At 41.6% G+C, this 24,756-nt stretch carries 26 protein-coding genes and 1 riboswitch; of the genes, 12 read left to right on the forward strand and 14 right to left on the reverse strand.

Going from position 1 to position 24,756, the window contains the following annotated elements; translation table 11 throughout:
- Window positions 1–7 precede the first annotated feature (7 nt).
- Window positions 8–1,462, forward strand: coding sequence for an amidase family protein (locus tag P5G49_RS12870; protein ID WP_301244345.1), 1,455 nt, complete (start codon window positions 8–10; stop codon window positions 1,460–1,462).
- 67 nt (window positions 1,463–1,529) lie between these two features.
- A complete protein-coding gene (locus tag P5G49_RS12875; protein WP_301244427.1) occupies window positions 1,530–2,711 on the forward strand; it encodes a DEAD/DEAH box helicase in 1,182 nt (393 codons plus the stop codon).
- A gap of 52 nt (window positions 2,712–2,763) precedes the next feature.
- On the opposite strand, the gene map is transcribed toward P5G49_RS12875, so the two are convergent.
- Both map and P5G49_RS12885 read right to left on the reverse strand, forming a co-directional pair.
- Window positions 2,764–3,510 (reverse strand): type I methionyl aminopeptidase, encoded by a 747-nt coding sequence (gene map, locus P5G49_RS12880; protein WP_301244347.1) that lies wholly within the window; start codon window positions 3,508–3,510, stop codon window positions 2,764–2,766.
- Between the two features lie 83 nt (window positions 3,511–3,593).
- Entirely contained in the window at window positions 3,594–3,935 is a 342-nt protein-coding gene (locus tag P5G49_RS12885; RefSeq protein WP_301244349.1) for a magnetosome magnetite crystal formation protein family, read from the reverse strand.
- Window positions 3,936–4,024: 89 nt separating this feature from the next.
- Window positions 4,025–4,126, forward strand: a riboswitch (TPP riboswitch).
- A gap of 191 nt (window positions 4,127–4,317) precedes the next feature.
- On the opposite strand from P5G49_RS12885, the gene thiT reads away from it, so the two are divergent.
- On the forward strand, window positions 4,318–4,878 hold the full coding sequence (gene thiT / locus P5G49_RS12890) for an energy-coupled thiamine transporter ThiT (protein WP_301244351.1): 561 nt from the start codon (window positions 4,318–4,320) through the stop codon (window positions 4,876–4,878).
- A gap of 22 nt (window positions 4,879–4,900) precedes the next feature.
- Here the strand turns inward: thiT and P5G49_RS12895 are convergent, their stop codons facing one another.
- Window positions 4,901–5,650: a tryptophan-rich sensory protein gene (locus tag P5G49_RS12895; RefSeq protein WP_301244353.1), complete on the reverse strand. Its 750-nt coding sequence runs from the start codon at window positions 5,648–5,650 to the stop codon at window positions 4,901–4,903.
- Between the two features lie 163 nt (window positions 5,651–5,813).
- On the opposite strand from P5G49_RS12895, the gene P5G49_RS12900 reads away from it, so the two are divergent.
- Together P5G49_RS12900 and P5G49_RS12905 are read left to right on the forward strand one after the other, a co-directional pair.
- Entirely contained in the window at window positions 5,814–7,619 is a 1,806-nt protein-coding gene (locus P5G49_RS12900; protein WP_301244355.1) for a M3 family oligoendopeptidase, read from the forward strand.
- 7 nt (window positions 7,620–7,626) lie between these two features.
- The gene (locus tag P5G49_RS12905) at window positions 7,627–8,172 is read left to right on the forward strand and encodes a GNAT family N-acetyltransferase (protein ID WP_301244357.1); all 546 of its coding nucleotides are present in this window, start codon (window positions 7,627–7,629) and stop codon (window positions 8,170–8,172) included.
- Between the two features lie 252 nt (window positions 8,173–8,424).
- On the opposite strand, the gene P5G49_RS12910 is transcribed toward P5G49_RS12905, so the two are convergent.
- From P5G49_RS12910 to P5G49_RS12920, 3 genes are all read right to left on the reverse strand, one after another.
- The gene (locus P5G49_RS12910) at window positions 8,425–9,000 is read right to left on the reverse strand and encodes a beta-class carbonic anhydrase (protein ID WP_301244359.1); all 576 of its coding nucleotides are present in this window, start codon (window positions 8,998–9,000) and stop codon (window positions 8,425–8,427) included.
- 82 nt (window positions 9,001–9,082) lie between these two features.
- Window positions 9,083–9,220: a hypothetical protein gene (locus P5G49_RS12915; protein WP_301244361.1), complete on the reverse strand. Its 138-nt coding sequence runs from the start codon at window positions 9,218–9,220 to the stop codon at window positions 9,083–9,085.
- Window positions 9,221–9,319: 99 nt separating this feature from the next.
- On the reverse strand, window positions 9,320–10,552 hold the full coding sequence (locus P5G49_RS12920; RefSeq protein ID WP_301244363.1) for an aminopeptidase: 1,233 nt from the start codon (window positions 10,550–10,552) through the stop codon (window positions 9,320–9,322).
- Between the two features lie 202 nt (window positions 10,553–10,754).
- Between P5G49_RS12920 and motA the strand changes: the two genes are divergently transcribed.
- Window positions 10,755–11,570: a flagellar motor stator protein MotA gene (gene motA / locus P5G49_RS12925; RefSeq protein WP_301244365.1), complete on the forward strand. Its 816-nt coding sequence runs from the start codon at window positions 10,755–10,757 to the stop codon at window positions 11,568–11,570.
- Complete coding sequence (gene motB, locus P5G49_RS12930; RefSeq protein ID WP_301244367.1) at window positions 11,554–12,312, forward strand: flagellar motor protein MotB; 759 nt, start codon at window positions 11,554–11,556, stop codon at window positions 12,310–12,312. Before motA ends, motB begins: the two co-directional genes overlap by 17 nt.
- A gap of 49 nt (window positions 12,313–12,361) precedes the next feature.
- Here motB and P5G49_RS12935 read toward each other — a convergent pair whose 3' ends face one another.
- The gene (locus P5G49_RS12935; RefSeq protein ID WP_301244369.1) at window positions 12,362–12,583 is read right to left on the reverse strand and encodes a DUF1128 domain-containing protein; all 222 of its coding nucleotides are present in this window, start codon (window positions 12,581–12,583) and stop codon (window positions 12,362–12,364) included.
- 41 nt (window positions 12,584–12,624) lie between these two features.
- Window positions 12,625–14,007, reverse strand: a complete 1,383-nt coding sequence (locus P5G49_RS12940) for an alanine/glycine:cation symporter family protein (protein ID WP_301244429.1) — start codon at window positions 14,005–14,007, stop codon at window positions 12,625–12,627.
- A 265-nt stretch (window positions 14,008–14,272) separates the two neighbouring features.
- Here P5G49_RS12940 and P5G49_RS12945 point away from each other — a divergent pair, with 265 nt between their 5' ends.
- Window positions 14,273–14,650, forward strand: a complete 378-nt coding sequence (locus P5G49_RS12945) for a YtxH domain-containing protein (protein ID WP_301244370.1) — start codon at window positions 14,273–14,275, stop codon at window positions 14,648–14,650.
- Between the two features lie 23 nt (window positions 14,651–14,673).
- On the forward strand, window positions 14,674–15,684 hold the full coding sequence (locus P5G49_RS12950; protein WP_363322186.1) for a YihY/virulence factor BrkB family protein: 1,011 nt from the start codon (window positions 14,674–14,676) through the stop codon (window positions 15,682–15,684).
- A gap of 32 nt (window positions 15,685–15,716) precedes the next feature.
- Here P5G49_RS12950 and P5G49_RS12955 read toward each other — a convergent pair whose 3' ends face one another.
- The 4 genes from P5G49_RS12955 to P5G49_RS12970 form a co-directional block, all read right to left on the reverse strand.
- The gene (locus P5G49_RS12955; RefSeq protein WP_301244371.1) at window positions 15,717–17,621 is read right to left on the reverse strand and encodes a heavy metal translocating P-type ATPase; all 1,905 of its coding nucleotides are present in this window, start codon (window positions 17,619–17,621) and stop codon (window positions 15,717–15,719) included.
- 190 nt (window positions 17,622–17,811) lie between these two features.
- The gene (locus P5G49_RS12960) at window positions 17,812–19,374 is read right to left on the reverse strand and encodes a fumarate hydratase (protein ID WP_301244373.1); all 1,563 of its coding nucleotides are present in this window, start codon (window positions 19,372–19,374) and stop codon (window positions 17,812–17,814) included.
- Between the two features lie 20 nt (window positions 19,375–19,394).
- On the reverse strand, window positions 19,395–19,568 hold the full coding sequence (locus P5G49_RS12965; RefSeq protein ID WP_301244375.1) for an SE1561 family protein: 174 nt from the start codon (window positions 19,566–19,568) through the stop codon (window positions 19,395–19,397).
- Window positions 19,569–19,903: 335 nt separating this feature from the next.
- Complete coding sequence (locus tag P5G49_RS12970) at window positions 19,904–20,287, reverse strand: OsmC family protein (RefSeq protein ID WP_301244377.1); 384 nt, start codon at window positions 20,285–20,287, stop codon at window positions 19,904–19,906.
- A 63-nt stretch (window positions 20,288–20,350) separates the two neighbouring features.
- On the opposite strand from P5G49_RS12970, the gene P5G49_RS12975 reads away from it, so the two are divergent.
- Complete coding sequence (locus tag P5G49_RS12975) at window positions 20,351–21,526, forward strand: MFS transporter (RefSeq protein ID WP_301244379.1); 1,176 nt, start codon at window positions 20,351–20,353, stop codon at window positions 21,524–21,526.
- Window positions 21,527–21,540: 14 nt separating this feature from the next.
- Here P5G49_RS12975 and P5G49_RS12980 read toward each other — a convergent pair whose 3' ends face one another.
- Complete coding sequence (locus tag P5G49_RS12980) at window positions 21,541–22,344, reverse strand: polysaccharide deacetylase family protein (protein ID WP_301244381.1); 804 nt, start codon at window positions 22,342–22,344, stop codon at window positions 21,541–21,543.
- 139 nt (window positions 22,345–22,483) lie between these two features.
- Between P5G49_RS12980 and recX the strand changes: the two genes are divergently transcribed.
- Both recX and P5G49_RS12990 read left to right on the forward strand, forming a co-directional pair.
- Window positions 22,484–23,299, forward strand: a complete 816-nt coding sequence (recX, locus tag P5G49_RS12985) for a recombination regulator RecX (protein ID WP_301244383.1) — start codon at window positions 22,484–22,486, stop codon at window positions 23,297–23,299.
- Window positions 23,286–23,618: a YfhH family protein gene (locus tag P5G49_RS12990; RefSeq protein ID WP_301244385.1), complete on the forward strand. Its 333-nt coding sequence runs from the start codon at window positions 23,286–23,288 to the stop codon at window positions 23,616–23,618. Before recX ends, P5G49_RS12990 begins: the two co-directional genes overlap by 14 nt.
- 125 nt (window positions 23,619–23,743) lie before the next feature.
- On the opposite strand, the gene P5G49_RS12995 is transcribed toward P5G49_RS12990, so the two are convergent.
- On the reverse strand, window positions 23,744–24,727 hold the full coding sequence (locus P5G49_RS12995) for a metal-dependent hydrolase (protein WP_301244387.1): 984 nt from the start codon (window positions 24,725–24,727) through the stop codon (window positions 23,744–23,746).
- Window positions 24,728–24,756 lie beyond the last annotated feature (29 nt).

Consider the following 24,756-nt stretch of genomic DNA (forward strand, 5'->3'; position numbering starts at 1 on the left):
ATTGAATTTGAATAGTAAATTAAAGAACTCTAACAGGGAATGGCTAAAAGAAGCGACAATCAGGCAAATGCTACAGAAGATGGGGGACCTTGAACTTAGTTCAGAAGAGCTTGTGATCATGTATTTACAAAGAATCTCAGAAACAGATCAAGCGGTTAATGCAATCCTTGAGATTAATCCACAAGCACTTCAAATAGCACGCTCCCTCGATGATGAAAGGCGCTCCGGAAACGTGCGCTCCCTTTTGCATGGAATACCTGTGCTGTTAAAAGATAGTATGGATACTGCAGATAATATGCATACAAGCTGCGGCTCATTGGCAATGAAAGATTATTTTGCAGATAAAGACGCCTTTTTAGTAAAGAAATTACGCGATGCGGGGGCGGTGATTCTTGGCAAGACGAATATGACAGAATGGGCGAATTTCATGTCTGACCGGATGAGGAATGGCTGGAGTTCCCGGGGAGGACAAGTGAATAATCCATACGGTCCATTCGATGTTGGCGGATCAAGCTCAGGTGCAGCTGCCGCAATCGCTGCGAATATGGCTGCTGTTTCAATTGGAACGGAAACAAGTGGTTCGATTATTAATCCTTCCGCCCAAAATGCACTTGTCGGGATTAAACCGACAGTAGGTGCGATTAGCAGGAGTGGTATCATCCCGCTATCCTTCACACAGGACACCCCAGGTCCGATGGCACGGACAGTAGAGGATGCAGCGATAACATTTGGCCAGATGGTAGGGTATGATCACAATGATCCGATTACGAAAGGATCCGATCGATTTGCGGGAATTGACTGGCTTTCCTTGTTGGATTCCAATTCCTTAAAAGGTAAAAGAATCGGTATTGCACGTTCCATTTTTGAACGTGAAATTACGACTGAAAGAAAGGCGCAGTTCGATGAAGTACTTGTTCAACTGGAATCATTAGGCGCAGAAATTATTGAATCTATCGATTTGGGGACGATGGAGGATGATTTAGGGTATGATGTCTTGCTTTATGAATTCAAGGCTGCATTAAACGCGTATCTTGGAAAGACACCTATGACGAATCCTGTGCGAACCTTGTCCGATATCATTCGTTTCAACAAGGAGCATTCGGAAGAAACCCTTAAATATGGGCAAGTCATGTTGGAAAAAGTGGATCGGACAAGCGGAACATTAAAGGAGCCCGCCTATATCAATGCGTTAATAAGGAATCGTCATCTTGCAGGTGAATTGGCACTTGATCGGGCTTTCGATGAACATCGGATTGATATGCTAGTGTTTCCACAAGACCATGGCTGCAGCTTCAGTGCTGCTGCGGGTTATCCAGCAATCACTGTTCCTGCGTCGTTTACGAAAGAAGGAGAGCCTTTTTGTATTACAATATGTGGACGAGCATACTCTGAGCCAGAGTTGATAGGGTATGCATATGCTTTCGAACAGAAAACAAAGGCAAGAAGAAGTCCTATTCTGTAAAAAAATGTTGAAATGAAATGGAATCCAGTCCATTATGAGATAAGGTATAAGGAAAGCAGGGATGGAAATGTCCTTCTTGGAAAAAATGGACGATGTATTTACGGAAAAGTGGAAATTTGAACAAGAAACGCCGATACAAACTAAAATGATTCCCGAATTGCTCAATGGCAGGGACGTCGTTGCGGAATCTCCAACAGGAACAGGAAAAACATTGGCATATGTATTGCCGATTCTCCAACGGGTAAATGGCGATAAAATGCAGACACAAGCATTGATCGTGGCACCGTCGCAAGAATTAGCAATGCAAATTGTCAACGTCATACGTGATTGGGTGGAAGGGACAACTATCACCGTTACTCAGCTAATTGGCGGTGCAAATATGCAACGTCAGGTTGAGCGATTGAAGAAAAAGCCAACCATCGTCGTTGGAACCCCTGGTCGCTTAGTCGAACTCGTCAAAGCGAAACGTTTAAAAATGAATGATATACGCTATATCGTTTTAGACGAAGGAGATCAGCTTCTTTCCCGCGACTACAGGGTAATCGTTAAGGATTTAATCGAAGCTGCTAATGCAGAACGACAAGTGGCTGTTGTATCCGCGACCATTACAGATGAAATTGAAATTGTAGCGAAAAAGCTCATGAATGATCCGATCCGATTACAAGTTTCAGTAGAGGATATGCCGTTATCCGGAAAAGTTGTACATTCATTTGTGAAAACGGAAGCCCGTGATAAAACAGATTTGCTACGTGGTCTATCCCATCTGCCGAATATTAGGGCTCTTGCATTCATGAACAACGTCGATCAGCTTCGAATGAAGGAATTTAAATTGCAATATAACGAAGCTCCGGTTGCAGTACTGTATTCATCAATGAAAAAATTCGAACGCCAAGAAACATTGGAAAGCTTCCGGAAAGGCGATATCCGCATCTTAATCGCAACAGATCTTGCCGCAAGAGGATTGGATATCCAAGGATTGACCCATGTCATCCATGTCGACGTCCCACATACCATCGAGCAGTACTTACACCGCTCAGGACGTACTGGACGTGCAGGTGAGGATGGAGAAGTCCTTGCATTACTCTCATATCCAGAAGAACGTACCTATCGAAAACTTGCAAAAGGATTCAAACCTGTCCAGAAAGTATGGTACAAGGGTAAACTGACCGAAGGAAACTCCAAAACAGTCAGCGCTCAAAAACCAGCAACAAAGAAACCAACGACAAATAAACCGAAGAAAAAACGATAAAAAGGGCAATGCCAACTCCATTTCAAAGTGGATTGGCATGCCCTTTTTTGTTTTATAGTTGTGTCAGGATTATCGGCTCATCCTTCGTCACAATAATCGTATGCTCAATTTGCGCAACAAGGGATTTATCCGGCGTAACAAATGTCCATCCATCACCAAGCTCAATAATATGCTCAGCCTTCTCAGAAATGAACGGTTCAACCGCCAATACCATTCCTTCCTTCATCAGCGTCTTATCCCACGCATCATAATAATTCAAAACATGTTGCGGCTCCTCATGCAATGAAGTACCAATACCATGCCCAGTCAAATTCTTAATCACTTTAAGCCCATTATCCTTCGCTTCTCTTTCAACAGCTTTCCCGATTTGATTCAGACTTGAGCCCGCCTTCACTTTCGTCATCGCACGGTCAAAAGCACGTTTCGCAACATCACAAAGCAACTGCTTCTTTTCGTCTGCCGTACCGACAACGAATGATATGCCTGTATCCGCGAAATATCCATTATACGATCCGGAAACATCAATATTTACAAGATCGCCGTCTTGAATGACACGTGAACCTGGAATTCCATGAGCGACTTCATGATTGACACTGATACATGTATACCCTGGGAATTCGTACTGATCAATTGGAGCGGAAATAGCACCACGCTCAGCGAAAAGACGTCCCCCAAGCTCATCTAACTCTTTCGTTGTAATGCCAGGCACTGCTGCTTCCTTCATCGCCTCACGGATTTCCGCAACAATACGTCCAATTTTTTTCAACGCTTCAATTTCTTCGTTATTCTTAACAATCATTATTTACAGGTCCCTTCTTCGAAACATACTTTTCCAACCGATTATATCATAACTATTCTAACCAAAAGGTCCGTATGCTTAAATCACTTCAGTACTTTTACACCTTGATAGACATTCCAAATTACGACAAATAAAAAGAGGAGACCGTACAAAAGCATGAATAGGAAAGGCGCCAAGCCCCAAAAGTCGAATTGTCCTGTCATCATCGTATGTATTCTTGATTCATATGAAATCATTGAAAATGAAAAAAGAATGAAACCGGCGATTAGCAAGACAACTGGCGCCAAATGTGAAATAAGAGAACGTTTAGCATGACCTTTTACTTCGTGATCATCCGTTATGAAATAGACGATGGCAGGTAAAAGAAGAGGCGAGAAAAAGATACTGAAATAACATAATGCTGCAAGTAGTTTATTATTGGACATTGGCAAACCTCCCATTGTTCTCAAAAACTTATAGAATCGTCTTGCTATTATGTACCTTAACATATACAATGTATACGACAATTGAATTACACGACCACAAGGGGGGCCTTCAATGGCTGAGATTGGACATCTGTCCTGACCCTTCGAACCTGTAAGTTCATACTTGCGTAGGGATGTGGATGGAAACTGACATTTAGTTTACGATGTCTCGGTTCTATCCGGGATGTCGTTTTTTATTGTAAAGAAAAGTGGCTCTGCTATAAATGTAACCTTGTATGGCTGATTTAAAACTTTTATTCGTTGCCGTCAAGATAAAGCAGTCTTTTGCCTTTTATCTTTCATCTTCCATATCCCTCCGACAAAAAAAGAGGAGGAATTTCAATTGGATCGTAAACGTCTACAGTTTTTATTAGAGGTTGCTATTTTTGGAGCCTTGTCATTCGTCTTGGATATGCTTGTCGTGTTCAAGATGCCGCAAGGGGGATCTGTCACATTATCCATGCTGCCAATTATCGTCATCGCATTCAGATGGGGAATAGTAGGTGGAATGTTAACAGGGTTAATTACCGGATTGTTACAAGTAATTAGTGGGGCATATGTATTGAATATCTACCAGGCCGCACTCGATTATTTTGTAGCTTATTCGTTAGTAGGGCTCGCGGCAGTTACATTAGGCTGGTTGCTTAGTAGTAGAAAAGCAGGGAATAAACGATCGATGGTTTCGGCAATTGTCATAGGTACGGTCATTGGAGGAGTATTACGTTTCCTTGCCCATTTTATCGGTGGAGTGGTTTTTTTCGCCGAATTTGCTGGTGATCAGCCGGTATGGCTGTATTCGCTCGTTTATAACGCCTCATATATGATTCCTTCAATCATACTTTGTGCAATTGTGGCGGTTCCGTTATTCACAACAGCTCCACGACTTATTCAAAGGGTGGCATAAAAAAGGAGTAGGCGCTGAAAATCTAAGCGCCTACTCTGTTTTTATTTTCCATTTGTCTTCCAGAGAACAAGAAGATGCATGTAATGATGGTTGCACATAAGAAAATGGCAGCCGCCGATATGAATAACTCTTCCGTCCCGTTCTTAATGGCAATTCCGATAAATGCCCAAACAAAGGCAAGATTCATCACATAATCTCGGTGATGATACATAAAATGGAGTGCGAACGCAGTAGCAACAGTTAAGTAGATGACTGTCCAAAGTGGATCGCTCAATCCCATCCCTGACCAATCGTTAATCATAAGTGTATAACTCAGGTTCGTGATAGTAGAGATGACACTCCATCCTATTAACAGACTGAACGGAACTCTTCCAAGTAATCGGTTTTCCCTTTTTGGATAGGAAAAGTAAAAAACGAGCAACAAAAGTAAAAGTGCTCCTTTTACAACGACTGTCCAGTAGAATAAACCATAGTGCCATAAAAAAATCCATGCAATGTGCAAAATGCAACAAAGTATAAAAAGTGAGACGACACGATTTTGATATATGGAACTTAACTTTCGCCCCGCTTTATTGAAATTAATAACCCAGTTAAACAGCAGGATCATTGCTATGCCCAAAAGGAGCAACACATAATCCGCAGGGATAAAGAGAACAGGCAACCTATTTGCAATTTCTCCAGTCGTAAACCCATTCAAAGAAAAAAATCTTGCTATTACATTCAGTACAATGACTGCGATTAATGATAGGCTCATCATGATGATTCTAGACATAATAAATCCTCCCTTTGAACAGTATACATAGGAATTGTGAATCATGCGAAGGAAAGTATGAAATTTCCGTCACAAATCCATTATTTCGAATCCCGAAGATTCATGTTATAATTGAAATAGCACTAAATTACAAATTTTTTAGATGATTAGGGGGAATCATTCAATGAAGACAAAAGAAGAATATTCACAAGTATGGGATTTAGACGTATTTTTCAAAGGTGGAAGTGCTTCCGAGGAACTTCGTCAACATCTTGACGCGGTAAAAGTACAAATTGGTTCGTTGGAAGAATTAGCTAACTCAACTCAGACGCCGGTATCCAAAGACGATGCTGCTCAAGTTTTAACTATTTTAGAGGAAATCACGAATACCGGAAAAAATTTAAGAGAAGCGGGAGCTGTTATCGGCTGCTTCACTGCAGCTGATATTAAAGACAAAAAAGCACTCGTTCTTCAATCTGAAATGGGTTCACTGGGTGCACGATATTCGACAGTAATTTTGAAATTCCAACAAACTATTACAAAAGCAGAAGAAAACGTATGGAATGAATTATTGGAATCAGAACAGTTATCTCCTTTTGCGTTTGTTTTAAACGAATGGCGCGATCAGGTGAAATTGAAGTTATCTGAAGAAGAAGAAAGTCTGATAACAGCATTAAGCGTTGACGGGTACAATGGATGGGGCCAACTTTACAATCAATTAGTGGGCGACATCAAAATTGAAATGACTGTTGACGGCGTAGAAAAGAAGCTTTCTGTGGGCCAGGCGAATAACTTAAGCTCTCACCCGGATGCAGCAGTTCGTAAAGAAGTATTTGAAAAGCTTGAAGAGGCTTGGAAAGCGAAAGAGGACTTCTTTGCTTCTACATTGAATCATTTGGCGGGCTTCCGTTTGGCGATCTATGAAAAACGTGGTTGGGATAATGTCCTGATGGAGCCACTAATGCGTAACAGAATGAGCCAAGAAACGTTGGATGCAATGTGGGGGGCAATTAGTGCCAATAAAGCACCGTTTGCCGACTTTTTGAAATACAAAGCAAACTTGCTTGGAAATGAAAAGATTAATTGGTACGACATGAGCGCGCCTGTAACATCTTCAACAAAGGAAATGTCTTATCAAGAAGGGGCGGAATTTATCCTTGAGCACTTCGGTAAATTTGGTCCAGAACTCGAGGCATTCTCCCGTAAAGCGTTCGAAGATAGCTGGATTGAGGCAGAAGATCGTGCGGATAAACGTCCAGGAGGCTTCTGCACAGGAATGCCGGTTTCTGAACAATCCCGAATTTTCATGACATATAGCGGTTCCATGTCGAATGTTGCTACCCTTGCTCATGAATTAGGACACGCTTTCCATTCATACGCATTACGCCCAGTGCATTATATGAATCGCCAATATGCGATGGGAGTTGCGGAAACAGCGTCTACATTTGCAGAAATGATTGTTGCGGATGCTTCCGTCAAAGCTGCTGAAACAGAAGAAGAGAAACTTGCTCTGCTTGAGGATAAAATCCAACGAAGTGTGGCATTCTTCATGAATATCCATGCACGTTTCCTATTTGAAACTCGTTTCTATGAAGAACGTAAAAATGGAGTAGTTCCAGCACCACGTCTGAATGAATTAATGGAAGAGGCACAAAACGAAGCTTATGCTGGTGCGCTTGATTCGACTCATCCGCATTTCTGGGCGTCCAAGCTGCATTTCTACATTACAGGTACGCCATTCTATAATTTCCCGTATACGTTCGGCTACCTATTCTCCTTAAGCATCTATGCGAAGGCACTTACAGAAGGAGAATCGTTTGAACAGCAGTATTTGGCATTATTACGCGACACTGCTATCATGTCTGTTGAGGACCTTGCTATGAAGCATCTTGGTGAGGATATCACTAAGGAAGAATTCTGGGCGAAAGGTGTAGCTCTTTGCGTAAAAGATGTCGAAGAGTTCCTGAAATTAGCTTCCGAAGAAAGGTGAAGAGGCATTGATTCTGCTTGAAGGGCGAACTTGTTATTTACGTGTATTGACAGAAGAAGACGCCGTCATTTTTACTGAACTGCTCTTAGCGAATAAAGAGTATTGGACGGTTTTTGAGCCGCGACATGATCCGGGCTATTATACGGTTTCTGTTCAGCGAAATAAAATTAGGGAATCCCTCTATCAAATGAGAGACCGGCGTGAATATAATTTTGGTATTTTTGACGCCGAAACAAGCAGGTTAATAGGCCATATTTCTCTTTACAGCATTAAAAGGCTACCTTTTTCAAGCGGCTTTGTCGGATATTCGATCGATGAACGGGAAACGGGCAGGGGGCTCGCGACCGAAGCGGTCAATATTGTGACAAAGTTCGCGTTCGAAACTGTGCTGTTACATCGGGTTGAAGCTTTCGTTTCCCCGAATAATATCGGCTCAGTTCGAGTCTTAGAAAATGCGGGATACGTACGTGAAGGCTTGCTTAGAAAGCTTTTATACATTAATGGTGTTTGGGAAGATCATTTTATGTACGCATGCCTATCAGATGATTATTGAAAGGGTAAGGCCGCCTGGCGGAAACTACTAGTTACTATAAAAAGCCGATTCTTCACTTAGAAGAATCGGCTTTTGTCTCATCCAGCTCCGGGCGCCAGAGCCTCGGGGTCATAAGTCAAAGTTGCTATGTGGCAAAAACACGCCACGTCGCATCTTTGCCTTATGCCTGTCGTCTCTTGGCGGGCGCCCTCCGCTTTTGTCATCATAGGGAAATCCTACGCGCGTAATTATCTATTACCCGGGAAATGTCTATCAGTTTTCGACAAGATATTCATATCCGCTTGTTATAATATCCAATTTACCAGTGTGAGGATCAACGACAAGCCCGTGTACGGGAACCTTATGATCCATTAGCGGGTGATTACGTACCAGGTCCACACTGCTCTTCACACTTTCTGTAACGTCGTTAAAGCCACGCAACCATTCTTTCATGTCGATTCCTGAATACTTCAACGTTGTGAACAGATTTTTATCAATTCCACGTTCTACCATGCTCTGGACAATAGATTTTGTATCGACTGAACTCATACCGCAGTCATGGTGTCCAATAATATATACCTCATCTGCCTGTAATTGATAGATGGCAACAAGGATACTCCTCATTACGCTTCCGAATGGATGCGTGACAATAGCACCGGCACTTTTGATGATTTTGGCATCGCCATTTTTTAAGTTCATCGCTTTGGGAAGTAGCTCGGTTAGTCTTGTGTCCATACAAGTAAGTATAACAATCTTCTTATCGGGAAATTTCGTTGTTTCATATTCTTTGAATTTCTCTTCTTGTACAAAGTCTTTATTGAAATCGATGATTTCGGATAAGATTGTCATATATGCACCTCCAGATTTTTGCCTTTAAAATAGTTTACATAAAAAAAAAGGGGCTGCCAAGTGGCAACCCCTTTTTCAATATTTATTTTACATCCGGCTTAGGATCGATTCTTTCCGAGTCAGAAGAATCCAAGGCCTTTCCTAGGAAGTGCATAGTGAATAATGCGGCAATTGCAAGGACAACAGAATAACCGATTACTGTAGTGAACATCAATCCCATAATTAGACCCCTCTCTATAAATGAATGATAATGATACATCCATTATACTATAAATCTCTATTTTTTAAAGAGCAGTTTTTAATTTAATTGTGACGGATATTAGAATGCCCAATTACCATTGCGGAAGACGGGTTCAACAGTTCCATCAGGTAAAATACCGTCGATATCCATTTGGTCTGAGCCAATCATGAAGTCAACGTGTGTAATGCTTTGGTTTAGACCGTGTTTTTCCAAGTCTTCAGTAGACATTGTCTTTCCGCCTTCCAAACAGAAGGAGTAAGCACTGCCGATTGCAAGGTGATTGGATGCATTTTCATCGAACAAAGTATTGTAGAAAAGCAGACCTGACTCTGAAATTGGAGAAGCATGAGGAACGAGTGCCACTTCACCAAGATGCTTAGCACCTTCGTCCGTATCGATTAGACGTTGAAGAACCTCTTCACCTTGTCCCGCACTGATTTCCGTAATTCTTCCGTCTTTGAAAGTCACTGTGAAATCGTCGATAATATTGCCGCCGTAGCTAAGTGGCTTCGTATTTTTAACATAGCCATTCACTCCGTCTTTATGGGGAACTGTGAATACTTCTTCAGTCGGCATATTGGCCATGAAAGCATTACCGTCAACATTGACACTGCCTCCACCGCACCAAATATGTCCTTTTGGCAAATCAATTGTCAGATTCGTGCCTGGCGCTCTGTATTGCAATGTTGCATATGCTTTTTTATTCAAGTAATCAGCTTTTTCATTCAGTGTTTTATCAAGCTCTTTCCATGCTGCAACTGGATTTTCCTGATCTGCTCGAACCGCTTTGAAAATGGCTTCCCATAGAGCAGGCACTTGTTCGCCTTCCTCAAGTTCAGGGAACATTTTTGCAGCCCATGCTTTTGAAGGTGCTGCGATGACAGACCAGCTGAAACGGTCTGCTTGCATCATTTTACGATAATTGCTAAGTGCTTTACCGGCAGCCTTTTGGGAATCAGCAATACGTGAAGGATCAATTCCTTTTAGTAAATCGGGACTTTGTGAAACGATGCTGATGAATGCAGCTCCACCTTCAGCCAATTTTTCACGTTCCATCACTTTCCACTCAGGGAAATCTGAGAAGGATTCAGCAGGTGCTTTTTTATAACGTAATTTTAATAGCTCTTCATCTGCCCAATCGACGATAACATGACGAGCTCCTAAATCGTATGCTTTGTCAGCCACTTTTCTGACAAGTTCTGCTGTTTCAATGGATGCGCTTATGTAAAGCGTTTGGTCCTTTTGGATATTCGAACCGACTTCTACAATTAAACTTGCGTATTTTTCCAATTTCTCTTCAAATGACAACAAATAAAAAACCTCCTTCATCCTTATGTATTAATAGTACTCCAGTGTAATAAAACAGGCAAAGATAATTCTTCAAAGATTTCATCTATATTGGATTATCATTCTTTAATTATTTTTAATTATAAATAGGATTTATTATTAAAGACCTAAAGTATTGTATGATTATGTCGAAATAAGAAGAAGAAGAGAAGACGGGGGTACGAATATGGATTTATCAACCATTGTTGGACTTATTCTTGGTATAGTCGCATTATTTGTCGGTATGGCGATGAAAGGCGTAACACCGGATAATTTACTTAATCCAGCTGCGATTCTTATTATCATTGCAGGTACGATTGCAGCTGTTGTCATTGCATTCCCAATGAAGGAATTAAAAAGGGTGCCGAAATTATTCGGTATTCTGTTCAAAGAACAAAATTTGAATTCCGATGCGGATCTGATACGGATGTTTTCCAAATGGGCCGATATTGCAAGACGTGAAGGCTTATTGTCGTTGGAAGCACAAACTGATGAAATTGTAGACCCTTTCTTGAAAAATGGACTTGACCTCGCTATAGATGGCCAAAACGCTGATTATATACGTGATGTCCTTACCGAAGAAGTGGATGCAATGGAGGAAAGGCATACGGCTGGCGCCCTTATATTCAGTCAGGCCGGTACATATGCCCCAACGCTTGGTGTATTAGGTGCAGTTGTAGGATTGATCGCAGCACTAAAGGATATGAATGATATCGAAGCACTTGGGTATGCAATATCCGCAGCATTTGTCGCGACGTTGTTGGGGATTTTCACTGGGTATGTACTATGGCATCCATTTGCCAATAAATTAAAACGAAAATCGAAGGAAGAAACACGACAAAAGATGATGATGATTGAGGGGATCCTATCTGTTCTTGAAGGTGAAGCACCACGCACGATAGAACAAAAACTAATTTCCTATCTATCATTGGAAGATCGGATAAAATTCGCTGAAGAAAATAATCGCGACAAGGGGGAGGGCCAATTTGTCGAGGAAACGTAAGAAAAAAAAAGATGATGGCCATATTGATGAATCCTGGCTTTTGCCGTACGCGGATTTACTAACTCTGCTTTTGGCGTTATTTATTGTTTTATTTGCATCAAGTTCAGTGGACGAAAAAAAATTAAGTAAGATGTCTGCCATTTTTAGTGAAATATTTGATGGTGGGACAGGCGTTATGCAAAGTCCATCACCGACTCCGACTCCTTCCATAGATACGAAGGGGGATCAAGGCAATGAAAACTCAGCCTACCTGGAGGATCAGCAGTCACTTGAGGAAATACAGTCTGCAATCGATGACTATATAGCGGTAAATGAATTGGAAAATCAATTCCAAACCCAATTGATTGAGGAAGGTCTCCTTATTACGATACGCGATAGCATTCTATTTGAGTCAGGTAAAGCAACGATTAAACCGGAGTATTCCAAAATGGCAAAGGATATTGGCAGTCTCCTCAAATTTGAAGAGCCCAGGCAGATAGTCGTTACAGGGCATACGGATAATGTCCCAATAAACAGTGCCGAATTTCCTTCGAACTGGGAACTGAGTATGATGCGTGCCATCAACTTTTTGAAAATCTTAATTGATACGAATAATCTTGATCCCCAACTTTTCAGCGCCAAAGGATATGGTGAAAATAAGCCGGTTGCATCAAACGATTCTGCCGAGGGGAGAAGTAAGAACCGTCGAGTGGAAGTCCTTGTACAGCCTCTTGTGCTTAAAGATGGGACATCGGTTGAATAACATAAAAAAAGCTGATGCGCATTGTTTTATGCACATCAGCTTTTTCACATTATTTACGTAACGATCCAAGTTCAGCAGCTATGGCTTGCATTTCGTTTGGAGTGATCGTATCTCGTTTCATGACCATCTCATACATGTAAACCAAGTCTTCATAACGTTCAGTATCGAAGTTATCCGCCTTCATGGCATCTACGTTTACCATTCTTAGCTTCTCTTTGATTTTTTCAATCATATACGAAACATTTTCGGCTGTTGGTTGAGTTAAATCCATAATATAGTCCGCCCTTCACTATCGTCGGACTAATCATTGCATTATTTAGCTGTAGTGTCAACCGCTTTTCCAAGCTTTTCAGCTTCCTTTTCTTCTTCAATCTTCGCTTTGAATCGTTTAGTTTCCATGATGATGACACCAGACAATCCAAGAAGGCCAATCAAGTTCGGGATTGCCATCAAGCCGTTCAAGACGTCTGCAAGAGCCCAAACTACGTCTAGAGATACTAAAGAACCTACAATGATGAATGCAACGAATGCAATACGGTATCCTAAAACTGCCCCATTCTTAGGGAATAGGTATTGGAAACATTTTTCACCATAATAACCCCATCCAAGAATAGTGGAAGAAGCGAAGAAAATGATACCAATTGCAACGATGATTGGCCCAGCTCCACCTAAGAATTCACCGAAAGCTTCGGCAGTCAATGAACCGGCACCAATTGATTTATCTTTCCATTGGCCAGACATGACGATTGTTACTCCTGTAATTGAACAAATTACAAGTGTATCAAAGAAAACTTGTGTCATCGAAATTAGCGCTTGGCGTCCAGGCATGTCTGTTTTTGCTGCTGCGGCAGCAATCGGAGCAGAACCAAGACCCGCTTCGTTCGAGAAAAGACCACGAGCAACCCCGAAACGGATGGCCGCACCAATTGCACCTCCTACAGCAGCTTCCCCTGTAAATGCAAATTTGAAAATAGTAGCGAACGCTTCAGGCACTAAATGGATATTCATAATCATGACAATTGCACCCGCAATAAAGTAGAAGAGTGCCATGATTGGTACGAAGAATGCAGTAACCCGACCGATCGATTTGATGCCTCCAAGAATTACGAGTCCTCCGAAAATCAGAAGTGCGAGCCCTGAAATCCAGTGAGGCACGTTGAATGTGCTGTTCATGACATCCGCTACTGCTTTCGATTGTGTACCATTTCCAATACCGAATGCGGCAAGTGCACCAAATATAGCAAAAAGGACACCAAGCCATTTTTGTTTCAAGCCGTGTTCCAAATAGTACATTGGTCCACCGGCCATTTCACCTTTGGAATCCTTGACGCGATACTTGACAGCAAGGATGGCTTCCCCGTATTTTGTAGCCATACCGAAGAATCCAGCGAGCCACATCCAGAAGACTGCTCCCGGTCCACCCATGTAGACAGCTGTGGCGACACCGACGATATTACCTACACCCACTGTTGCTGCCATGGCGGTCATCAGTGCCTGGAACTGTGAAATATCCCCATCTGCTTTTTTATCATGTTTACGAGAAAAAACTTGTTTTAATGAATAAGGCAATAACCGTACTTGTATAAATCCGAGCCTTGCTGTCAAATAGATACCGGTTCCCACTAACAAGATAAGAAGAGGTGGCCCCCAAACAAATCCACCGGCCTTGTCTAAAAAGCCAGTAATTGCATCCATTACTTCCATACTTTTACCCCCTTGTTTTTAATCTCTGTTCCTATCCCTTTCCATTTCCCTTTCCACTCCCGCTCTTATAGCTTCCGCCGTCTCTCCCTTCTATCAAACTCATTGGACTATTGGGAATCAATAGTGTTATTGTTAATATTCCGAAACTTTTACTCATTAGTCAAGACCTATTTTTCATTTTCAGCAATATTGTTTGTTTTTATTGGTGAGGGGTATAATAATATAAGCAAATTAGAAAGTTATGGAGGGTATTTATGTGGGGAATAGCAAATTTGGAAGGTTTATCCTGGTCGGGGCAGTTTTGGGTGGAATTATAAGTTTATGTGATCGGAGTACCCGACGGCATGTTAAAGGTAAAACAGGTAATATGGTTTACCAGGCAAAATATTATTCGAAAAACCCGGATGTTCTAAAAGAGAAACTACAGCAACAAAAAGATAAATATATGTCGATCTATGAACAACTCTCAGGCGATGCTGCATATATTAAAACCCAAGTACAAGAATTAAAAGCACTAACTCCACAAGTAAAGGAGTTAGTCGTTGACACGAAAGAGGCATTTGTTGAGTCGAAAGAGGAATACAAAGAAATTGTTAACGAGCAAAAAGTAGGTGCTGAAGCAAAAAAGATATAAGTCCTGAAAGGAGTGAGTTCGATGTGAGCGACAGAGACCAATTTACTCCGAAAGCAACACAGTCTCAAAAGGGAAATGATGAAACTGAAAAAGTTAACAGGGAAAAGAATGGTTTTATAAAGAATTCATACATCATGAAATTCATTGGTGATTTGAATAACGGTGATCTTGAAAAATTTGATGTGACGACGACAGCAGGATTTTGGAAAGAGCTGTTAGTCAGGATAAAAAAAGTAGACATCACCGGTTTAGGCTCTCAGTTAGCCTTCTTTTTCCTATTGTCATTATTTCCTCTATTAATCTTTTTGATAACGCTGTTGCCCTTTTTAAATATTGATGAAAACCAAGTGTTCTTATTCATTAGAGATTATGCACCGGAAAGTGTTTTTAAACTTATTCGGGATACACTTCAAGAGATATTGGCAAATCGGAATGGCGGGCTATTATCTATTGGTGCATTGGCGACAATATGGTCTGCTTCTAAGGGTATGAATGCACTCACAAAGGCACTGAACCATTCTTATTTTGTAGAAGAGACACGTTCATTCATCGTCGCGAGGTCAATGTCTGTCATTTTCACGATAGCATTGATCGGTGTATTGATTATTGCTTTGCTTTTACCTATTTTCGGTGAGCAGGTCGGATATTTGGCTTTTTCTTACTTTGGAATGGAAGAAGGATTTATGAAGTTATGGGGGAATTTGCGCTGGAGTATTCCGCCAGTTTTAATCTTCCTTGTATTCACAGTACTCTATTGGGCTGTACCTAATTTGAAAATCCGTTTAAAAAGTGCAATCCCAGGTGCGCTATTTGCTACTGTGGGCTGGATTCTTACGTCATTAGCATTCTCTTTTTACGTTGGAAGCTTTGGCAATTATTCCAAGACATATGGAAGCATTGGGGCGATTATCGTACTTATGCTCTGGCTATACTTTTCCGCTATTATCTTAATGCTTGGCGGCCAGTTGAATGCGGTTATGACAGAAAGGAAACAATTGAAAACTGCAAAAGAAAAAAGCAATGCGGTAGGATAAACCAGCATTGCTTTTTTCGTATGTGGAGAGATTCATTTCACATTATTTAATAAACGCAATCCGTTCAAAATGACTAAAATTGTACTTCCTTCGTGACCGATTACGCCGAGTGGTAGATCCACGACTTGCATAAAGTTCGAGACAATAAGAACTGCGATGACGGCAATCGAGAAGAAAACGTTTTGTTTTACGATTCTTTGCATTTTCCTCGAAACCTTTACTGCGTATGAAATACGTGTCAAATCATTTTGCATCAGCACGACATCCGCCGTCTCCAAAGCCACATCGGTACCTTCACCCATTGCGATCCCGGAAGTGGCTGTCGCAAGTGCAGGGGCATCATTAATGCCATCCCCGACCATTCCGACTTCTCCGTATTCGGCAAGGAGTCCCTTCAATTCCTCAACCTTTTTTTCAGGAAGACATTCGGCCACGAATCTATCTAATCCAGCCTCCGCCGCAATGGCTTTAGCTGTCTTTTCATTGTCACCTGTAAGCATGATGGATTGAATCCCTAATTGTTTCAAATCCTTTATCGCCTGAACAGCTTCTGGACGTAACGTATCTTTCAATGCGATTACTGCAAGGATCCCTTTTTCATCCTTCATGAAAACAACAGTTTTTCCTTCATCGGAAAGTTGTTGAACAATCCCCGGATGGAACTCATCAATTAATTCTTTCCCTACAAATCTTGGATTACCCACTAATATTTCTCCAGAATTAGTAAATGCACGAATGCCATATCCAGGTACATCCTCTATCTGTGGATTATCCCGATTGGAAACCCCTTGTTCTTCAGCATATTTTACAATCGCAATTGCCAAAGGGTGGTTCGATTGGGCCTCAATACTGGATAGCATGGCAAGGGAACTGTTAACATCTTCGCCTTCTCGGAGTACAAAATCAGTGACTACTGGTTTCCCGGAAGTCAATGTGCCCGTTTTGTCAAAAGCGATAGCTTTTAAAGAACCTAAATGTTCAAGATGGATACCCCCTTTAAAAAGGACACCTCGCTTTGCACCATTCGAAACAGCTGCCAATGTGGCAGGCATGATTGACGCGACTAAGGCGCAGGGGGAAGCTACAACCAACAGGACAATCGCACGATAGAACGTCGTTGTCCAGTCCCATGCAAACAGATAATGAGGCAGGAACATCATTACGATTACAGCGAAAATGACAATCTTAACATACGTTCCTTCAAATTTCTCGATGAATTGCTGAGATGGTGATTTTTCGCTTTGCGCATTCTGGACGAGAGTGATGATTTTTTGGAATAAGGTCTCCGAACTTGGTTTCGTCATTTCCATCTGGATAGAACCGCTTAGATTGACGGTACCCGCAAATAATTCATCGTTCACTTCTCTAGTTACAGGAACTGATTCACCATTGATCGCTGACATGTCGATTGCCGTCGTACCTTGTAAAATTACCCCATCGACTGGGACTCGCTCACCAGGTTTAACAAGGATCCTTGCCCCGACTGAAAGGGAAGAGGTCGCTACGCTTACAGTTGACCCGTCGTCATTGATAAGCCACGCCACTTCGGGCTGCAATTCCATAAGTGCAGATATTTCCTTATGGCTTTTATTCAACGTGTACGTTTCAAGTGCTCCACTAATCGCGAAAATGAATATTAGAATCGCACCTTCAGCCCAGTAGCCGATAATAGCAGATCCAATTGCGGCAAATACCATCAGCATTTCCACATTTAACTGCCGATCAGCAATCGTATCCTCAATTCCTTCCTTGGCTTTCGCAAAACCGCCAATGAGAAAAGCGATAATATAAAGGGTGATGGATACCGTTTGTGATCCGTCTTTTCCTATAAACCAAGCAGTCAAAATCAAGACCCCTGACAGAATCGCCGCAACAAGCTCAATATGTGTTAGCCACTTTAACGGTTCATGTTGAATCTCATTCGTCTCAGTTGTCAATTAAAACCCTCCTTATTGATAATGAATATCAAATTCAATTAGATATTAATTATCACATAATAATCATTATAATTTACAGTATACCATTTAAGGAGGAAAAGTGAAACTCGAATTTTGTCAGAATATAAATAAAAAAGTAGAGTGGGAGAATTTTGGGCATTCTCTCACTCTACTTTTAATATATAAAGTATTAGCTGAACACTTTTTCTTTGAATTGGGCTAATTTTTCAAGCGATGACTTGTCAACATCCGCGTGAAGGCTGTTTCCGTGTGAATCCATTGTTACGACAGCAGTAAAGTCTTCGACTCGTAAATGCCACATCGCTTCAGGAATACCGAATTGTAGAAGGTCGACACCTTCAACAGCTTTTATGCAATCCGCGTAATATTGAGCAGCTCCGCCAATCGCATTCAAATAGACACCACCGTGTTCTTGAAGGGCAGCAAGGGTTTTTGGTCCCATACCGCCTTTTCCGATAACAGCACGGACACCGAATTTCTTCATAATATCTCCCTGGTACGGTTCTTCACGAATGGAAGTCGTTGGGCCAGCTGCTTTGATCTCATAGCCGCCATCTTCATTTTTCAAAACGACTGGGCCGCAATGATAGATGATTTGACCATTCAAATCGACTGGTGAATCATTTTCAGAAAGATGTTTATGAATTGCATCCCGGCCCGTATACATACGGCCACTTATTTTGACAACATCTCCAACGCGTAAATCACGGATTTGTTCTTCCGATATTGGTGCAGTCAACTCAACAGTTCGGGATGACTGTTTTACCTCTTCCTGTTGTTCGCCTTGATCGAACTTCAATTTCTCGCCGTCGTCATAATGCCATTTTGTTATGTCTCCAGTTTCGGGATTAATATCAACTGCCATTCGACGATATGCCCAGCAATTATACGCTACTGAAACGAAAAAGCTTGCTGGAAGTCTATGCATGATACCGACTTTACAACCTAATAATGTTGCTTCTCCGCCAAAGCCCATAGTCCCGATGCCTAATTTATTTGCAGATTCCAAAATATAGGATTCCAATTTTGCTAAATCAGGATTTGGGTTTACGTCATCCAAACCACGGAAAAGCTGTTCTTTCGCAAGGTCATAACCAGAAGCACGGTCGCCACCGATTCCGACACCGATGAAACCTGCTGAACAACCTTGTCCTTGAGCTTGATAGACGGAGTGGAGGATACATTTTCGGATACCATCCAAGTCGCGTCCAGCTCTACCAAGGCCTTCCAATTCAGTTGGCAAGCTATATTGGATATTTTTATTCTCACAGCCGCCACCCTTTAGGATCAGCTTCACTTCTATATGATCGTTTTCCCATTGCTCGAATTTCATGACTGGAATACCTTCACCAAGGTTATCTCCGCTGTTTTCGCCAGTTAATGAGTCAACAGCATTCGGTCTAAGTTTTCCATCTTTTGTAGCTTGGACAAGTGCACGTTTAATAGCAGCTTTAATCTCGAGTTGATTGATACCAATCGGCGTTTTAATTTTGAATGTTGGCAGTCCAGTATCCTGACAAATCGGGGATAGCTTATCATCTGCCATATTGATGTTCTTTGCGATCGTATCAAGACTCATTGCTGCGCGAGTTCCAGCATCTTCCTTTTCACGTGCCGCTTTGACTGCACGACGGACGTCTTTTGGAAGGTTTGTTGATGTTTCACATACGAGGTCATACATACTTTTTTCAAGCTGTTCAACTATACTTTTTTCAACTTGTTCTATGTACATTCTTATTTCCCCCTAAGGAATCATTGATCTTTTTTTATTTTATTCATTTGGTCTTCTAACTCATCAATCAATCGAATGAGTTGGTCGATTTCATCGAGGTCTGTTGTTTCCGGCTCGATTGACTCAAGTTTTTCTAAAAATTGATGAAGGCGATTTTTTAATTCATCAACTTGTCCACTTTGTCGTTTTTCCAAGAAGTACACCTCTTTTCATCAGTATCATCGTATATGATATATGGCAATTTTTCAATGTTAGAGTGACTAAATTGAATGAATAGAAAATTCCCCTAAACAAAATATTTGCAATAGGCGAATATCATGGTATACTAAGGATAATCAATAAGAAAAGGAGGCCGTAGTGTAGAGACGAATCGAATCCTTAGTTAAGGGAGGGGATCCGTGAACGTTTAACGGCTAACCCGTTCGACGCCTACGATTTATATGCAAAATGATAGTGAAGGATCTTTTCATACGTAAAAGCCCAGTTGGTATCTGAAATCAGATATGGACTGGGCTTTTATTAGTTTACATTAGACGAACTCATAGGTATTGACGACGTGAATGGAATCCTTTACTGATTGGAACATTGAGCAGTTCTTCTCAGTCACTTCCAAAATCTTCTCCATTTTATCATCTTCAATTTTTTCCCCATCAATTACAAAATGCAAATGGATCTTTTCGACCCTGTTTGCGACTTCCTCATTCCGCTTAACTTCCTTAACCTCAATAGCAATATGATTGGCAGGCATTCTTTTCCTTTCAAGGATTTTACGTAACACACCACCAGTACATACTGCAATAGAAGAGACAAGCAATTGATAAGGTCTGAATCCGAACTCATCATTCGCAGAAATCTGCAGTTTGCCGAATGTTGTCTCCGTCTCAAAACCGTTTTCAGTCATTTCGAATTTCATTAAAATCAATCCTCCTTATGCTACTATTATAGATGATTTTGTGAATTAAGGAGCGTTTTACAAATGAATACCATACAACAACCTGAACAACGAAGGTTTTGGATCCTTGTTATCATTGTTTCGATTTCAGGTTTTTCCCAAGGCATGTTATTGCCGCTTATATCAGCCATATTTGAACGCGATGGGCTATCGAGCGCTTTGAATGGGCTGAATGCAACAGGATTGTACATAGGCACCCTACTGATTTCTCCATTTATGGAAGCGCCGCTTAGAAAATATGGATATAAACCTGTCATCATTTTAGGTGGGATTATTGTCTTTTCATCTTTGCTTCTTTTTCCATTATGGAAAAACATTTTCTTTTGGTTCATATTAAGATTGTTAATCGGAATTGGGGACCATGCGCTCCATTTTTCGACACAAACTTGGATAACGAGCACTTCAACGCAAGCAAGATTAGGTAGGAATATTGCAATTTATGGCGTGTCGTTTAGTGTTGGATTTGCGGCTGGACCGTTATTCGCACCACTTGTGAATATTTTTGAAGGGTTGCCATTCATCGTTTCTGGATTGCTATGCATGATGGCATGGCTTTTGGTCTTCTCCTTGAAAAACGAACGTCCTGAAGTGTTAAAGGGGAATGTGGAGACAGGAAGTTTTTTAAAACGAGCGAAGATCACGATCGGGGTTGCCTGGATCGCTTTTTTAGGCCCATTTGGATATGGATTCCTTGAATCATCTTTGAACGCAATGTATCCCGTGTACGCTTTACGAAATGGACTGGAACTCACTTCAGTCTCGCTCATCCTTGCTACGTTTTCAATTGGAGGTATTGTGTCACAAATCCCACTTGGAATGCTGTCGGATCGAATAGGTAGGCACGCCGTTGTCGTTACCGCATATGGTGGCGGGTCAGTCGCATTTTGGTCTGCAAGTATGATGGGTAATTCAGTTCCATTGATTATACTGACAATTTTTATCGCAGGACTATTTGTAGGTTCGATATTTTCCCTTGGCATTTCTTACATGTCGGATTTAACCCCGAAAGATCTTTTACCTACTGGGAATCTGTTATGTGGAATCTTCTTCAGCCTCGGAAGTTTGACTGGACCTTTCGCAGGTGGATTATTCCTTGAATTCGTGTCTGATGTCAGTTACCTTCTCATTATTTCAGTTTTATTTGGCCTGATATTCCTTGTTTCTTTATTCGGCAAATCAACAAGAAGCATCCCGTCATGAGGATGCTTCTAAAATCATCTTAAGATCATATCAACATTTTCATATTCCAGAACAAGATCATCAAGCGTTCGGAATTCATAACCCGCTTTTTTTGCATCCCTAATGAAATCTGGCAATGCCTCGGCGTTATCAGGTGACACTGTATGCATTAGTATAACGGCGCCGGGGTGAAGCTGATTCATCAGTTCATTATAAGCGTACGCTTTGCCACGTGGTTTATTGGCATGCCAATCTATGAACGCGACAGACCAAAATATATGACGATACCCTAATTCATTACCTTTCCTTAAGACGGTATCATTGAAAATACCTTCAGGGGGTCTCGCGTAATTTGTCCGTTTTACACCTGTTGTTTTATAGAGTAGTTCATCGAATTTCTTCCATTCCTCTTCCATTCTTTCTTCAGTCAAGTTTGCCATATTAGGATGGTCAAATGAATGATTGCCGATTCCATGCCCATCCTTCACCATACGCTGTACAAGTGGGGCGGCGCTTTTTAAATAGTGTCCAGTTAGGAAAAAAGTAGCTGGTACATTTTCTTTTTTTAATGTGTCCAATATACTTTCTGTGTAACCGTTCTCGTAACCGTTATCAAATGATAAATAAGCCACTTTCTCATCCGGTTTTCCTTTATAGATGGCCCCGTGCTTTTCGAGCATTGAATTAAGAGCTGCCCCGGCATCTGGTGGAATTCCGTTTACCGATTTTTTGAAACCCCAATGGAATTCTTCTGCTTTTGCTGCAAATGGATTAAATAGTATACCGACGACAATTATGAAAGCGGCCATGAGAATACCAGGACCATGTTCTTCAACCATACGCACACATCTCCTTTTTTCGTAGGATGTGCAGAGGTGACTATAATATACATCGAAAAGCTGAAGGTGATTGACTGTATATGCTGACCTCCTCAGACAGAACATGTATACTTATAGTAAGTGGGGAGGTCGAGCGTAATTGGGTGTACTAACGAAAATCACACAACAAAAGCGTGATACCGAACGTTATAATATATTCATAGATGATAAATATGCTTTTAGCGTTCATGAATCGGTCCTTGTAAAGTTTGGATTGACCAAGGGAATGCAACTTGACGAATGGGCGATGGATGAAATAGCTTATGAAGACCGGATTGAAAAAGCATTTAATCGTGCGTTGCATTTCCTGTCGTTTAGAATGCGAAGCGAGTTTGAAGTGAAGAAAAAATTGATGGATTTGGAATATGGTGAAGCTGTGGTCTTGGAGGCTATAGTGAAACTTAGAAGACTCGGTTTTTTGGATGATCAAGCATTTTCCGAAGCTTTAATGCGAACCCAAAAGAATGCATCTAACAAAGGTCCGAAAGCGATCCAACAGGAATTACAGAAAAAAGGGGTCGGGAAGGAGTTGCAGGAGCAAGTGCTTGAAAACTATTCAGAAGAGGAACAGTTCGCTGTTGCCAAAAGGCTTGCTGAAAAAGCGGCTGCTTCCAACAGATCTATTGCGCCCGCGCAATTAAAACAGAAAATCCAGAACGCCTTGGCTCGAAAAGGATTCTCCTTTAGCCTGATTGGCAGTGTGATGGAAGAAATCGATTTTGGCAGGGAAGAGGACGAATGGGATTCAATCAGCAGTTCAGTTGGAGAAAAAGCGTGGCGGCGGTACAAATCTAAGTATTCCGGATACGAATTGAGGAATCGGGTCAAGCAATCGATGTACCAAAAAGGGATTCCGCTCGAACGGATTGAGCGATTCATCGAAAAAAAGGAGAACGAAGAAGATGGAGACCAGTAAAAAATATAGTGAAATGAATGAGCATGAATTGCGTTCGGAAATTGGAAGTCTTATGGAGAAAGCGCGTAAGGCTGAGCAAATGGGCATGATCAATGAGTTTGCTGTTTACCAGCGCAAAGCGTTGATGGCAAAATCCTATATGATCGACCCGAAAACAATCATTAAAGGGGAAATATACCGAATTGAAGGCGATGAAGGTGTGTTTTTCCATGTGGATTATCTGAAAGGCCGTTTTGCATGGGGCTACCGCTTGGGCGGTGAGCGGGCTGAAGAAGCATTGCCGATTGCGATGTTACAGCCGGTCAAAAAAGGGTTATGACTAACAAAAGCGGAAGGGGGCGGTTAGCCCCGACAAGCGCTGGAGGTCTTGAACAAAGGGCGCTTTTTGCCTTTTGCTTCAAGACTGAAGCGACTCGAGGGGCTGCCTCCTGTAGCTGGATGGTATTAGGAATTCGGGACAAAGTTAAGTTTTTTAAGAAGTTTATCTTCTGAAAAAATCCATCCCGTATATGAATTGACAACTTCCATTTCGTTATTGATATGGGCTACTGCGACGAAAGGATAATAGTCTTTGCTACGGTAGCGCAAGTCAATAAGTCTGACCTCGTATAGATCTCCTACATGGGAAACTGACCATCTGTAAATTGGCGAAAAGGAAACGAATGCCTGAATATTTCGATCTTCCATTGCTGCATCGATGTAAGGAGATTTTGGCATCGATTCACGTTCGAATCTGTCATAAATGTTGACGGAACGCCCGTAGGCTCGTCCTACAAAGTGACATTCCTTATTCGAAGCGGCTACCCTCCATTGGAAAAAATACATCGTCGGTGCGATGAAAATTTCTTCTGCATCAGGTATCGTTACTTGGACTGCATGTTTCACCGCTGCCTTCAAAGCAAAGCGGAGCAAATAATACAGGAAAATCACAACATAAAGAATCACAAATGTGAGAACCGGTTCAGCACCGAACATCCAGGCAGAAAGCGCAGCGATATGCAGTGCGAATATAATCGGGTCAAACGTATTAATAACTCCGATGGCCACCCATTTATCGGAAAATGGCCTTAATGCTTGCGTGCCGTATGCATTAAAAATATCAACAAACACATGGACAAACACTGCTAAAAATGTCCATGCCCACACATGGAAGAATGCAGCATTAGGGACTAAAAACGACAGCAGAATGGATAAGACGAGCGGCCATAACAATACAGCTGGAATTGAATGCGTAATCCCTCTGTGATTTCGTATATAAACTGCATTATTCCTCAATTTAAGTACAGTATCAATGTCAGGAATCAAAGAGCCGGACACAACTCCAATAAAAACAGCTGTCATTGTAACTGAATCTGATGCTACGACGGGGTCTGCCAACGTCAGACCGCAAATGGCGGCACCCATGACAATATGTGTTCCGGTATCCAAATAATCACTCCCTTACGTTGCTTAGACAA

The sequence above is a fragment of the Sporosarcina highlanderae genome, from assembly GCF_030433715.1.
In the GTDB taxonomy this organism is placed as follows: domain Bacteria; phylum Bacillota; class Bacilli; order Bacillales_A; family Planococcaceae; genus Sporosarcina; species Sporosarcina highlanderae.